11 protein-coding genes are annotated in these 13,332 nt (G+C 61.0%); 10 read left to right on the forward strand and 1 reads right to left on the reverse strand.

All coding sequences use genetic code 11. From position 1 onward, the window contains the following. Positions 1-9: 9 nt before the first annotated feature. Positions 10-1,032 (forward strand): 4-hydroxythreonine-4-phosphate dehydrogenase PdxA, encoded by a 1,023-nt coding sequence (pdxA, locus tag VSR72_RS19860; RefSeq protein WP_342954049.1) that lies wholly within the window; start codon positions 10-12, stop codon positions 1,030-1,032. Between the two features lie 15 nt (positions 1,033-1,047). Beyond that, the gene (gene rsmA, locus VSR72_RS19865) at positions 1,048-1,875 is read left to right on the forward strand and encodes a 16S rRNA (adenine(1518)-N(6)/adenine(1519)-N(6))-dimethyltransferase RsmA (protein WP_342954050.1); all 828 of its coding nucleotides are present in this window, start codon (positions 1,048-1,050) and stop codon (positions 1,873-1,875) included. Between the two features lie 45 nt (positions 1,876-1,920). Here the strand turns inward: rsmA and panE are convergent, their stop codons facing one another. Beyond that, positions 1,921-2,871, reverse strand: a complete 951-nt coding sequence (panE, locus tag VSR72_RS19870; RefSeq protein WP_342954051.1) for a 2-dehydropantoate 2-reductase — start codon at positions 2,869-2,871, stop codon at positions 1,921-1,923. A 184-nt stretch (positions 2,872-3,055) separates the two neighbouring features. On the opposite strand from panE, the gene gloA reads away from it, so the two are divergent. The 8 genes from gloA (at position 3,056) to VSR72_RS19910 (ending at position 13,327) form a co-directional block, all read left to right on the forward strand. Further along, a complete protein-coding gene (gene gloA / locus VSR72_RS19875; protein ID WP_342954052.1) occupies positions 3,056-3,439 on the forward strand; it encodes a lactoylglutathione lyase in 384 nt (127 codons plus the stop codon). 608 nt (positions 3,440-4,047) lie between these two features. Continuing rightward, entirely contained in the window at positions 4,048-5,571 is a 1,524-nt protein-coding gene (locus VSR72_RS19880; protein WP_342954053.1) for an undecaprenyl-phosphate glucose phosphotransferase, read from the forward strand. 266 nt (positions 5,572-5,837) lie between these two features. Beyond that, on the forward strand, positions 5,838-6,851 hold the full coding sequence (locus tag VSR72_RS19885; protein ID WP_342954054.1) for a polysaccharide biosynthesis/export family protein: 1,014 nt from the start codon (positions 5,838-5,840) through the stop codon (positions 6,849-6,851). Continuing rightward, positions 6,848-7,291 (forward strand): low molecular weight protein-tyrosine-phosphatase, encoded by a 444-nt coding sequence (locus VSR72_RS19890; protein WP_342954055.1) that lies wholly within the window; start codon positions 6,848-6,850, stop codon positions 7,289-7,291. The genes VSR72_RS19885 and VSR72_RS19890 overlap by 4 nt, the downstream gene beginning before the upstream one ends. A gap of 3 nt (positions 7,292-7,294) precedes the next feature. Further along, the gene (locus tag VSR72_RS19895; protein WP_342954056.1) at positions 7,295-9,508 is read left to right on the forward strand and encodes a polysaccharide biosynthesis tyrosine autokinase; all 2,214 of its coding nucleotides are present in this window, start codon (positions 7,295-7,297) and stop codon (positions 9,506-9,508) included. 47 nt (positions 9,509-9,555) lie between these two features. Then, positions 9,556-10,704 (forward strand): UDP-N-acetylglucosamine 2-epimerase (non-hydrolyzing), encoded by a 1,149-nt coding sequence (gene wecB, locus VSR72_RS19900; protein ID WP_342954057.1) that lies wholly within the window; start codon positions 9,556-9,558, stop codon positions 10,702-10,704. Positions 10,705-10,732: 28 nt separating this feature from the next. After that, the gene (gene wecC, locus VSR72_RS19905; protein WP_342954058.1) at positions 10,733-11,971 is read left to right on the forward strand and encodes a UDP-N-acetyl-D-mannosamine dehydrogenase; all 1,239 of its coding nucleotides are present in this window, start codon (positions 10,733-10,735) and stop codon (positions 11,969-11,971) included. A 60-nt stretch (positions 11,972-12,031) separates the two neighbouring features. Next, complete coding sequence (locus VSR72_RS19910) at positions 12,032-13,327, forward strand: flippase (protein ID WP_342954059.1); 1,296 nt, start codon at positions 12,032-12,034, stop codon at positions 13,325-13,327. The last annotated feature ends 5 nt before the right edge of the window (positions 13,328-13,332 follow it).

The following is a 13,332-nucleotide window of genomic DNA, read 5'->3' on the forward strand; positions in this document are numbered from 1 at the left end:
ATTCGAGCCATGAACGCCTCCGCATCGTCGTCGCCGGCTCCGCGGAGGGCGGGGCCGATCCGTATCGCCATCACCACCGGCGAGCCGGCCGGCGTCGGCCCCGAGTTGACCGCCGCCGCGCTGGCGGGCGCCTCGGCGCACTGGCCCGACGCGCAGTTCGTCGTGCTCGGCGACAGCGCGCTGCTCGAGGCGCGTGCGACGGCCGCGAGCGTCGACTGGAGTGCCGTGCTGGCCAACCAGCCCGTGCAGGTCGAGCATGTGGCACTGGCCACGCCTGCGAAGCCCGGCAAGCTCGACGCTACGAACGGCCGCTATGTGCTGGCGCTGCTCGACCGCGCCATCGACGGCGCGCTGGCGGGCGAATTCGACGCGATCGTCACCGCGCCGCTGCAAAAGAGCACCATCAACGACGCCGGCGTGCCCTTCACTGGCCACACCGAATACCTCGCCGAGCGTACGCACACGCCGCGCGTGGTCATGATGCTGGCAGGCACCGGCGCGCGCCCGTTGCGCGTGGCGCTCGCCACGACGCATTTGCCGCTCAAGGACGTCTCCGCGGCGCTCACGGTGGAGAGCCTGGTCGAGACTCTGCGCATCATCGACCATGACCTGCGCCATCATTTCGGCGTGCCGCTTCCGCGCATCCTCGTGACCGGCCTCAACCCGCATGCGGGTGAGAATGGCTACCTGGGGCGCGAGGAGATCGACACGATTTCGCCGGCGCTGGCCGCCGCCGCCGCGCAAGGCATCGACGCGCGCGGCCCGTATCCCGCCGACACGCTGTTCCAGCCACGCTACCTCAAGGACGCGGACTGCGTGCTGGCGATGTTCCACGACCAGGGCCTGCCGGTCCTGAAATACGCGACGTTCGGCGAAGGCATCAACATCACGCTCGGCTTGCCGATCGTGCGCACCTCGGTCGATCATGGCACCGCGCTCGATCTCGCCGGCACAGGCCGCGCGGACGCAGGCAGCCTGATCGCCGCCCTCGACACCGCCGTTTCGATGGCGCGCCACCGGCGCGCTATCTGATTGATTCCAGAGAAGATGTCCAATAGCAGCAGACAGCACCAGGGCCACTTCGCGCGCAAGCGCTTCGGCCAGAACTTCCTCGTCGACACGGGCGTGATCGACTCGATCGTCGACGTCATCCGCCCGCAGCGCGGCGAGCGCATGGTCGAGATCGGGCCGGGTCTCGGCGCGCTCACCGAGCCGCTCATCGAGCGCCTCGCCACACCCGAATCGCCGCTGCATGCGGTCGAACTGGACCGCGACCTGATCGCGCGTCTCACGAAGAAGTTCGGCCCGCTGCTCGAACTCCATGCGGGCGACGCTCTCAAGTTCGACTTCGGCTCGCTTGCGGCGCCCGGCGAAAAGCCCACGCTGCGCATTGTCGGCAACCTGCCGTACAACATTTCAAGCCCGCTGCTGTTTCATCTCGCCACGTTCGCCGACCGTGTGATCGACCAGCACTTCATGCTGCAGAACGAAGTGGTCGAACGCATGGTGGCGGAGCCGGGCAGCAAGGACTTTAGCCGCCTCACGGTGATGCTTCAGTATCGCTATGTGATGGACAAGATGCTCGACGTGCCGCCCGAATCGTTCCAGCCGCCACCCAAGGTGGACTCGGCGATCGTGCGCATGATTCCCTACGCACCGCACGAACTGCCGAAGGTGAACGACGCCTTGCTCGGCGAACTCGTGACGGCCGCCTTCTCGCAGCGCCGCAAGATGCTGCGCAATACGCTCAGCGATTACCGCGAGCGCCTCGACTTCGACGCGCTTGGCTTCGATCTGGCGCGCCGCGCCGAGGAAGTGCCCGTCGAGGAATATGTGGGCCTTGCGCAGGCGCTGGAAGGAGCAGGCGGCGCTTGATATGCGTGTGGCGCGCCGCCTTGCCGGTGCGTTGTTAGCCGCCGCTCAGGCCCCCTCGCCGCGCTGCGCCTCGTAGGCCTTGAGCTGGCTGTAGACGACGCGCAGCACCGAAAGCTCGTTCGATGCGTGCTGCGCCGCGCCACCGCGCTTGATCAGATCGCCGAGCACGTGATCGGCCTCGATGCGCGAACCGTTCTGCACGTCGCGCAACATCGAGGCGGTGAGCGACGAACCCTTGGCGAACAGCATCCCTCGCGAACGTTCGAGGAAACTGTCGCGCACGGCGTGACCGTGTTCGGCGGCGATCGCACGGCATTCGGCGAACAGACGCTCGATGACTGCGGCGCCGTCGGGCGTGGCGAGAATCACGCCGATGGGCGCGCGGAAAAGACATGTGCTGCCCGCGAGCGACGCGAGAAACACCCACTTCTCCCACATCTCCTGAAGGATGTGATCGCTTGCCTTCACGTGGAAGCCGGCATTGCCGAACTGATCCGCCACGGCTTGCGCGCGCGCCGAGACGCCACCGCCGAGTTCGCCGAACGTGATCGCCTGCACGTCGTTCAGATGCACGATCTCGCGCTTCGCATTGAGCGTGGACGCGATCAGGCAGACGCCGCCCAGCACCGCCTGCGTGCCGAAGCGCGCCTGCAGGATTTCCAGATGGCGCATGCCGTTGAGCAACGGCAGGATCAACGTGTTTGGGCCGACAGCTGCGGCGAACGAATCGATGGCGTTGTCGAGGTCGTAGGCCTTGCAACTGAGCAGCACGAGATCGAACGGCCGGTCGCCTTGCGACTCGAGCGATTCGCGCGTGACCGTTTTGACGTCGCGCAGCGTGAGATCGCCCGCCGGACTGCGGATCACGAGACCGTCTGCCTGCAGTTGCGCGGCGCGCGCCTCGCGCACCAGAAACGTCACGTCACGGTCCGCGGCGGCGAGCCGGCCGCCGAAATAGCCGCCCGTCGCACCCGCACCGACTACCAGAATTCGCATGTCTACTCCTCGTTGCTTGCGTTCATTGCTTACGCGCTTTGCTTACGCTTAGCTGGCGAAATTGCCGCGGCAATTTCGGGATGGCGTCCATGCTAGATCAAATCGGCGCATCTTGCCGGCGCCGGCAGGGCTGGCGGGTTTTTGGTACAGTCCGTTTTTTGACGACGGCAAAACGGAGTACACAATGCGCCTGCTGCACACGATGATCCGGGTCGGCGACCTCGATCGCTCGATCAAGTTCTATACCGAATTGCTCGGAATGAAACTGCTGCGCCGCGAGGACTACCCCGATGGCAAGTTCACGCTGGCCTTCGTCGGGTACACGGACGAGCGCGACGGCACCGTGATCGAGCTCACGCATAACTGGGATACGGCTTCTTATGATCTTGGCGCGGGGTTTGGGCATCTGGCGGTTGAGGTCGAGGACGCCTATGCCGCTTGCGCGAAGATCAAGGAGCAGGGCGGGACGGTGGTGCGTGAAGCTGGTCCGATGAAGCATGGGACGACAGTGATCGCGTTCGTGACCGATCCGGATGGGTACAAGATCGAGTTCATTCAGAAGAAGTAAGGTTGTTCCTGGGGTGGTGCCAGAGGATTCTGATGCCACCTCTTGAAGTTCATTGAGCTTTAAGTCGAATTAACAAACGTCCGAAAATTAAAAAGAAAATACTGGGCGATTTGTGGGAATTTAAATATTCCGCTATCTGTATCTCGTTCTGGATATTGGTGCGGCTATTTTTCGATTGCGTAAATCATTTCCATCGATGATCGATTTCACGCGTCGTCGCAAGTCCGTAATGCTCTGAAACAAATAGTTTGTACTGCAAATTATGAGATATCGCGGAACGGGAAATAGCTTGTTAAGGTGCCTGCTTTCAGTGAATTCGAGATATCTGGGGTAGTCTGGGTGCCATCTATTACGAGTCCATTTCGGACTCTTCCTATATACGAAAAAGTATCAGCGGACGAAACTTTCTCCGCTGTCTTCAGACAGGAAACGGATTCGGCAAGACGCCCCCACGCGAAAGTTGACGCATGAGGTATCCACCTTCAGGTCGGCACATAGAGGGTGTGCGTATCCGCGCGAGCGACATCGAACTCATTGAACGAGTGCAGCGTGCAGGCAAGCATCCAATCTTCGCGTAAATCGTCTCTTATTGTTGGCGGATCCACGACGTGGCTGGCTATTTCAAGAATAAATCTGCAGTAACCGGAGGCAATTGGCGTGCGCCAGCGGCGACGAACCACGTCTACAGGGACGCGGCTATCAATCCATTCGTGGATAACCTAATGCATCTGCCAACTCAAGGAAACCGCATTACATCAAGGCGCCGCTCCAGCCCGTTAATGCGTTTGCTGGACATTGTTGTGATCGTAGTGTGCGCGTACTTTGCCTTGCGGTTAGAGACGACGGCGGCCCAGCCCGGCTATGACAACGCACTTGTCGCGTTCGCGCTCCTGGCGGCGGTCTTCCTCTTCCCGCTCTTTGGCCTGTATCGGACCATTCGTAGCCACATCTTCTGGTGCTGCGTTTGCGCGCCGGTAGTCGCTTTGGTGCTCGCGCTCGCTGTCGCATTGCTGGTCGCAATCATTCTGCTCGATCCCTATCGTCCGGCGGGCGAATGGTTCGCGCGATGGATGTGTCTCTCCGGTCTGGGCCTCGTAATTTGCAGGATCGTCGAACGCAGCCTTTGTCTGCGCCGCGAGGAGCAGGGCGCACGCACACGCCCCGTCGCAATCGTAGGCAGCGGTGCGCATTGCCGCCACCTGCTGCGCAAGGTCGAAACAACGCCAAACTCAATCTACGCCGCGTCGACCATCTTCGACACCGGCCCTGAAAATTCCACAGCGCCGGGCGTCGTACCGGCGTTTCGTGACCGGGCAGGGTTTGCCGAATTCGTGCGCCGTTATCACGTCGCGGAAGTCTGGCTTGCGTTGCCGCTCTCGGAAGAGAACACGATTCGCGAATTCATCGACCTGTTTCGCAACGACCTCGTGAACATCCGGTTCGTTCCCGATGTCAGTGGCCTGGCGCTTTTCGAAGGCGAAATGGTCAACCTCGATGGTACGTCGGCGATCAACCTCGTGGGCTCGCCGCTTTCGTCGGACGCCCTCGTCTCGAAGGACATTTTCGACCGCGTGTTTGCGTTGCTGGCTGTCATCGGGCTTTCTCCGGCGCTCCTGGCAGTCGCGCTCGCCGTGAAACTCTCATCGCCGGGGCCGGTGCTCTTCACGCAGCGCCGTAAGGGGGCAAACGGCAAGGTCTTCAACATATACAAGTTCCGCAGCATGCGAGCGCATGAAACGGTGCACGGCGTCGTCAAGCAGGCGACCCGTAACGATCCCCGCATTACGCGCGTTGGTGCTTTCCTGCGCCGCACGAGTCTTGACGAGCTACCGCAATTCCTCAACGTCCTGCGAGGCGAAATGTCGGTAGTCGGGCCGCGCCCGCATGCCATCGAACATGATGCGCTCTATCAAAACATCGTGGACGACTATGTCCACCGCTATCGCATCAAGCCGGGAATTACCGGCTGGGCGCAGGTGAACGGCTTTCGCGGCGAAACGGATTCGGTCGACAAAATGCGGGGCCGCGTCGAACACGATCTCTATTACCTCAGCAACTGGTCCTTCTGGTTCGACATGCGCATCGTCGTCGCAACGATCTTCAAGGGACTGGTACATCGCAACGCGTATTGAATAGCCGGAATGTAGACGTGCTGAAACGAATCAATCAATCCTCAGGTCGCGGCGCTCGCAGGCAGTGGCACGACACCGCCGCCCGGCTTGCGAGTGGCGGCATCGCATTCGCCCTTTGCATTGCACTAGGCGCGTGTGCCGTAGCGCCGGGCATGCGCATGTCGGTTTCGCGGGGAACGACGCAGGCCGCGCCGAACGACGTCACTGACGCAGATGCTGAGACGACCTCCGCTGAGGGAACTGCGGCCGGTAGTTCGGGGGCACAAGTGGTCAATGCTAGCTCCGCCACGCCCGAAGTGCCCATCACGGAACTCAATGTCGATACCGTGAAACGCTTCCAGGAAGCGCGACTGAAGTGGCAGCAACAGCAGATCGATTTGCTTTCGGCGGTTCCTCAGCCCTACACGATCGGCGCTGGCGACGTGTTGCAGATCGTCGTGTGGGACCACCCCGAACTTGCCGCGGCGCTTGGGAGCGCGCAATGGCAGGGATCCACGCGTCCCGGTGATCCCAACGCCGGCTTCGTTGTCGATCAGTCGGGTGACCTCACGTTTCCCTACGCGGGCACGACGCGCGTCGCAGGACTTCGCGCGGAGGACGTGCAGCGACGCCTGACCGCTGCGCTCGGCCGCTATTTCATCAAGCCGCAAGTCACGGTGCGGATGGCTTCCTACCGCGCCCACGAAGTCTATGTGGACGGCGAGGTGCGCAGCCCTGGCGTGGTCGCGGTGAACGACGTCCCGATGTCGCTGTACGAAGCGGTCGCGCGCTCTGGTGGCTTCTCGGACACCGCCGATCAAAGCGACCTCGTGCTCGTGCGTGAAGGCAAATCTCACCGCATCAATCTTACGCAAATGGTCGCGAGCGGCCTCAGTCCGTCGCGCCTGTATCTCAAGCCGGGCGACATGCTGCGCGTCGTCGCTCGCGACGAGAACGACGTCTACGTGATGGGCGAAGTCAACAAGCCGATCTCGGCCATTCCGCGTCGCACCGGTCGCATCACGCTAGCCGATGCCATCGCTCAGGCTGGCAGTGTGAACTCGTCCACCGCCGACGCGGCGCAAATGTTTGTGATTCGTGGCGCGTTGAACGGCAAACCTGAGGTCTTCCATCTGGATGGTCGTTCGCCAGTGGCCATGCTGGTTGCCAAGGAATTCGATCTTCAGCCGAAAGACGTCGTGTATGTGGATGGCAATGGCCTCGTTCGCTTCAATCGCGTCCTGACGTTGTTGATTCCCGCGATCAACGCGGGCTTGACCGCTGGTTTGGTGGCGAAATGATCGAGAGCGTTCTGGTTGTTTGCGAAGGCAACATCTGCCGCAGTCCGTTGGCGTGCGCGATGCTCGCGCGTTCGCTGCCTGCTATCGGATTTAGTTCGGCGGGTACGCATGCGTTAGTTGGCGAGGGGGCGGACTCGCTCATCGTCGAGCTGGCGCGCGATCGTGGCGTGGTGCTCGAGAATCATGTGGCGACACAGCTCACCGATGCGCGCGTCCGCCATGCCGACTTGATTCTCACCATGACGAAGGTGCAGCGGGAGCAGATCGAGCGCGCCTGGCCATTCACGCGCGGCAAGGTGTTTCGATTGATCGAAACGGAAGGTCTTGACGTTGTCGACCCTTATCGCCGGCATCGTGCAGCGTTCGACCTGGCGGTCGCGCAGATCGAACATGGCGTCGCGCACTGGCGTGGCGTCCTCGCAGGACAGCAGGTTCATTGAATCATGACTCTTCTTAAGAAAAACTCGTCGGCCAATACAGCGGACGACGATGAAATTGATCTCTCCGAGCTCTTCGCCGTTCTTCGGGAGAACGTCACCCTGATTGGTATTGTCACGGCGGCCGTGTTCGTCCTGGGGGCGTTCTATGCGTTTCTCGGCACGCCCGTGTATCGCGCCGACGCCGTGATTCAGGTGGATGACGACTCCGGTGTGGGATCGATCAACGACAAGCTTGGCGACCTGGCTTCGCTCTTCCAGTCGAAGGCGACGGCTGACGCCGAGATTGAGTTGATCCGGTCGCGCATGGTGGTTGGGGAGACGGTTGACCGCCTCCATGTGGATATCGACGTTCGGCCCCACTATTTCCCGCTCATTGGTGCTCCCATTGCGCGTAGTCGCTTGCGGAACAGCGACGGACTGTTGCCACCGGTGCTCGGGATGAGCAAGTACGCCTGGGGCGGTGAGCGCATCAGCGTCGCACAGTTCGATGTACCACGGGAGCTATATCAAAAGAAGTTCAAATTGACGGCGCTCGACGCCGAGCGGTTTGAACTTGAGGATCCCGCTGGCGACGTCGTGACCCAAGGGCGCGTGGGGACCGTTGCACGCGGAGAAACCCAATACGGCCCGGTCACGTTAAAGGTGACGTCGCTACTCGCACACCCTGGCGTGCGCTTCGATTTGAAGCGATTGTCGACTCAACTGACCGTCGCCGAGCTCCAAAAGAAGCTTGATATTGCAGAGAAGACGAAGCAGTCGGGGATCATTGGTGTGAAGCTGAACGGAGTCGATCCGCAGCGTATAACGGCAATCGTCAACACGATCGCCAGCCTCTACGTGCAGCGCAACGTCGATCGAAAGTCTGCGCAGGCTCAGCAAATGCTCGGCTTCCTCGGCGAGCAGTTGCCGCAACTTCGCGCTGACCTCGACCAGTCGGAAGCACGCTATAACGCATTTCGGGCGAAGTCCGGCGCAATCGATCTCGATGCGCAGGGCAAGCTTCTCCTGCAAACGGTCGTCGACACGCAAACGCGTTTGACTGAGCTTCAGCAGCAGCGCGCCGATCTCGTCCAGCGATATACCTCATCGCATCCCGCGGTCGCGGCTGTGGATGCGCGGATTGCCGAACTCGAGCATCAGCAGACGCAATACGAGAAGCAAGTGACCGCGTTGCCCGACACGCAGCAGCAGGCGTTGCGGCTTATGCGTGATGTGAAGGTCAACACTGATCTTTACATGAAGCTGCTCGACAGCACGCAGCAACTGCGCGTGCTGAAGGCGGGGCAGCTCGGTAACGTACGGACCGTCGACTACGCAGTTGTGCCTGAAGAACCGGTTCGTCCGTTGAAACTACTGGTCTTGCCGCTTGCCCTGGTCCTTGGCCTGTTGCTCGGGTGCGGGATTGCACTTGCACGCCGCATGTTCAACGGTGGGCTCGAAACACCTTCGGAAATCGAGCACGCGGTCGATATTCCAGTGCACGCGATCATCTCGCACAGCGAGAAGGAGCTGACACTTCGGGAGTCCGTTCGCCGTCATCCGACGCGGCCTGCCGTCCTTGCAGCCGTCTATCCGGATGACGTGGCGGTGGAAGGCCTGCGCAGTCTGCGTACCGCTATGCAGTTCGGCGTGCTCAAGCCGGAGAACAATATCGTGATGCTTACAGGGCCGCGTCCGGGTGTCGGCAAATCGTTTGTTTCCGTGAATCTTGCCACGGTGCTGGCGGCAACTGGCAAACGGATTCTGCTCATCGATGCCGACATGCGTCGCGGTGACATTCACTCGTACTTCTCTATCAATCGCAAGCCCGGGTTCTCCGATCTCCTGATTGGTCGTGAACCTAAAGAAGTCATTCATCGCGAAGCGCTGCCGAACCTTGACGTGATCATGTCGGGCGCAATACCCGACCGTCCGGCGGAGCTCCTCGTTCGGGATCGGCTCGGAGAAATGCTGAATGCGTTGGCGTCGTCTTACGACATGGTCATCATCGATTCGCCGCCGGTCCTCGCGGTTACCGACGCGGTGCTGATAGGTAAGCATGCGGGTGCGACTTTGATGGTCGTGCGGCACGGTCGCCATTCCGCCGCGGAACTGCGTGAATGCACGCGCCAACTCGCGAGTGCGGGAGTCGATGTGGATGGTTTGCTGTTGACCGATGTGCCGGAACGTGGCGCGTCCTACGGAGCTTATTCGAACTACAGCAAGAGGTCAGACTGAGGCCGTATGAGATCCCTGCAGGGCACATTTTGCACAGAGCGGTGTAAATGAAAAAAAATGTACTACTAACCTTTGGAACGAGGCCAGAAGCAATCAAGATGGCCCCGCTTGTCACGCGTCTTCAAAAGGAACAGGGAATTCGATGCCGGGTGTGCGTGACTGGGCAGCATCGAGAGATGCTCGATCAGGTGCTCAAACTGTTCGCGATCCAGCCTGATTTCGACTTGAACATCATGAAGCGAGGTCAGGACCTCTACGACGTAACAACGTCCATTTTGACTGGCATGCGTGATGTGCTTGCGCGGGACAAACCTGATCTGGTGCTCGTACACGGCGATACGACCACGACGATGGCGGCCACGCTAGCCTCGTTCTACAGCCGCACGCCGGTCGCGCACGTCGAAGCCGGTTTGCGGACCGGGAACCTGCTCTCACCATGGCCGGAAGAGGCGAACCGCAAACTGACCGGCGCGCTCGCGTCGCTCCACTTCGCGCCCACCGCAACGGCGCGGGAGAACCTGCTGCGTGAGGGCGTACCGCCGCATTCAATTGTCGTCACGGGCAATACGGTCATCGACGCGCTGCTGCACGTAAGGGGCCGCTTCGCGACGGACACAGAACTGCGTGAGCAAGCGCAAAGTGTGCTGCCGCAACTCGACCCCTCACGCCGGCTGATTCTGGTGACAGGCCACAGACGAGAGAGCTTCGGCGATGGATTCGAGCGCATCTGCACCGCGCTCGCGCACATCGCGCGTGCCCGGCCGGACGTGTACATCGTCTATCCGGTGCATCTGAATCCAAGTGTGCGTGAACCGGTCAATCGCCTTCTGACCGCAATCGGAAACGTGCATTTGATTGAGCCGCTCGACTATCTCCCCTTCGTTAGCCTCATGGACCGCGCTCATTTGATCTTGACGGATTCGGGCGGAATTCAGGAAGAGGCCCCCTCGCTGCGCAAGCCTGTGCTCGTGATGCGGGAAACGACCGAGCGGCAAGAAGCCATCGAGGCAGGAGTAGTGCGGCTCGTCGGCACAGACGTTGACGCGATTGTGCAGGGCGTGACGCATTTGCTTGACGACGACGCTGCATATGCAGCGATGAGCCGCGGCGAAAACCCCTACGGCGACGGGCAAGCGTGCGACCGCATTGCAAGCGCGCTGAACGGCTGGTGGGGCACCGCGGCTCGCGCGGCATGAGGATATCGAGAATAAAGGCTTGGCTACTATGAACTTCGAAACTATCTCGGTTGTTGGACTGGGTTATATCGGACTCCCTACGGCAGCGGCATTCGCCGCGCGCCGCAAGAAAGTGATTGGCGTTGATGTCAACCAGCACGCAGTCGATACCATCAACCGAGGCGCTATCCATATCGTCGAGCCGGAACTGGACATGCTGGTCCACGCAGCGGTATCGCAGGGGTACCTGCGCGCGACGACGAGCCCGGAACCGGCGGACGCATTTCTTATCGCCGTTCCCACTCCGTTTTCGGAAGGGCACAAGCCCGACTTGTCGTATATCGAAGCAGCGAGTCGCGCCGTTGCGCCGGTGTTGAAGAAGGGCGACCTCGTGGTGCTTGAGTCGACCTCGCCGGTTGGGGCGACCGGGAAAATGTCCGAATGGATGGCTGAGTTGCGGCCAGACCTGACCTTTCCACAGCAAATGGGAGACGCGTCCGATGTTCGCGTTGCACACTGCCCTGAGCGTGTGCTTCCCGGACACGTGATTCGAGAACTCGTCGAGAACGATCGGGTGATTGGTGGCATGACAGCGCGTTGCAGTGACGCGGCGCGCGAACTCTACCAGGTGTTCGTGCGTGGCGATTGCATCATTACCGACGCTCGAACCGCCGAGATGTGCAAGCTCACCGAGAACTCGTTCCGCGATGTGAATATCGCGTTCGCGAATGAGCTTTCGCTGATCTGTGACCGACTGGACATCAATGTGTGGGAGCTCATCAAGCTGGCTAACCGGCATCCGCGCGTGAATATTCTCCAGCCGGGGCCGGGAGTGGGTGGGCATTGCATCGCCGTGGATCCCTGGTTCATCGTCGATTCAGCGCCTGAGCAGGCGCGACTCATTCGTGCCGCGCGCACGGTGAATGACGACAAGCCCCATTGGGTTATCGAGCGTGTGGAGCGCGCTGCGAAGCGCTTCAGGGAGCCGCTTATCGCGTGCCTTGGTCTTGCGTTCAAGGCCAATATCGATGACTTGCGCGAAAGCCCGGCGGTAGAAATCGCCAAAGAACTGGCCGACCGTTTCCCTGGCCAGGTTGTTGCGGTGGAGCCAAATATTCGCAAGCTTCCGGATGAGCTTGATGGGCGTATTGGGCTTTGTGATCTGCGTACCGCAATGGCCGAGGCGGACGTAATCGTGATTCTTGTCGATCACGCGCAGTTCAAGCAGGTCGATCCGATTCGCTTGCAGGCGAAGGTCGTGATTGATACGCGTGGGGTTTTGGCGTGATCGGTGCGGCTGCACTTTCACTGCGCAATTGGGTTGCAAATGGATAGGGCTGAAAGCTCGATGCGAATCCTGGGTGCGGCGAGACGGATGCCGCGCGCGCCGCGCCTCGGCCGCAACCTGTTTGCGATGGTCGCGTGGCAGGTCGGCAATTACCTCGTACCGTTGGCGACGTTCCCGTATCTCACTCGTATTCTTGGGCCGACGAATTTCGGCATCCTCGGCTTTGCGTCAGCCATTGCTGTCTACGGTGTGCTATGGACGGACTGGGGCTTTAACCTCAGTGGGCCACGCGCGATCGTCGAATGCCACGGCAACAAGGTCGCGATCAACCATCTCATCTGGTCGACGATTTTCGCGAAGGCGCTGCTTTGTCTTGTTTCACTGCTCGTGCTGGGCGTCGCGATGCGCTTCGACAGGCACGCGGCCGCTGCGCTACCGGTCGTGCTGATGTCGTGGATCGCTGTCGTGAGCAACGTGTTCACGCTCAACTGGGTGCTGCAAGGGTTGGAGCGATTCTCGCTGTTCGCGGCCGTGTCGCTGGTGGGACGCTTCGCGACACTGCCGCTGATCTTCGTGTTCGTCAAATCAGCTGACGACATCGCGATCGCTGCAGCGATCCAGGCGTTTGCGCCTTGCCTGACGGGTCTCTTCTCGCTTTTGATGGTACGCAGTCTCGGCTTGCTGGGTCCGCCGGGGCGAGCATGGCGCTCGGCGCTGCGACGCCTCGTTCAGGGTGCCGACATGTTCCTGTCGACGATCTCGGTCAGCCTGTTTGGGGTGACCAATACCGTGCTACTCGCAACGCTCAACGGTCCCTACCAGGTGGGGCTCTATGCGGCCGCCGATCGCATCAAGACCGTGGGAAACATGGTGCCTGCCCAGATCAATACCGTGCTGTATCCGCGGGTGTCGGCGCTGATGCTGGATAGACCGAGCTCTGCGGCGAAGCTCACGGCGCTCGGCGCTGCCGCAACGCTCGCCATCACGGGCGTGGGCGTACTTGCAGTCATCGCTCTCTCCGGCTACGTGACGAGCGTAATTCTAGGGCGCGGCTTCGCGGAGGCGGCACCGGTGCTGACGTTGCTGTGTCTTGCGACGATGTTTGGAAATCTGGCATATCTGCTCGGCCTCCAGGTGCTGGTGCCGTTCGCTCACAGCAAGTTGAGGTCGATCGTCATGCTGCTCGCGGGCATCCTCAATATTGGATTGTCGTTCGCGCTGATTCCCCGTTTCGGCGCCCGCGGTGCCGCGTGGGCGTTCCTGATCGCCGAGGCGGTGATCTTCGCCGTGTTCGTTCTCGTAATCGCGAGATCGAGCCGAATGCGGGCACATTTCACACAATTGCTGAGGGCATGAATGGC

The organism is Paraburkholderia sp. JHI869, from assembly GCF_038900775.1.
Classification (GTDB): domain Bacteria; phylum Pseudomonadota; class Gammaproteobacteria; order Burkholderiales; family Burkholderiaceae; genus Paraburkholderia.

Bases quoted from the DNA above. Each gene is read 5' to 3' on its own strand.
- pdxA (WP_342954049.1), top strand. From the start codon at position 10: ATGAACGCCTCCGCATCGTCGTCGCCGGCTCCGCGGAGGGCGGGGCCG.
- gloA (WP_342954052.1), top strand. From the start codon at position 3,056: ATGCGCCTGCTGCACACGATGATCCGGGTCGGCGACCTCGATCGCTCG.
- panE (WP_342954051.1), bottom strand. From the start codon at position 2,871: ATGCGAATTCTGGTAGTCGGTGCGGGTGCGACGGGCGGCTATTTCGGC.
- VSR72_RS19895 (WP_342954056.1), top strand. From the start codon at position 7,295: ATGACTCTTCTTAAGAAAAACTCGTCGGCCAATACAGCGGACGACGAT.
- rsmA (WP_342954050.1), top strand. From the start codon at position 1,048: ATGTCCAATAGCAGCAGACAGCACCAGGGCCACTTCGCGCGCAAGCGC.
- VSR72_RS19890 (WP_342954055.1), top strand. From the start codon at position 6,848: ATGATCGAGAGCGTTCTGGTTGTTTGCGAAGGCAACATCTGCCGCAGT.
- wecB (WP_342954057.1), top strand. From the start codon at position 9,556: ATGAAAAAAAATGTACTACTAACCTTTGGAACGAGGCCAGAAGCAATC.
- VSR72_RS19910 (WP_342954059.1), top strand. From the start codon at position 12,032: ATGCGAATCCTGGGTGCGGCGAGACGGATGCCGCGCGCGCCGCGCCTC.
- wecC (WP_342954058.1), top strand. From the start codon at position 10,733: ATGAACTTCGAAACTATCTCGGTTGTTGGACTGGGTTATATCGGACTC.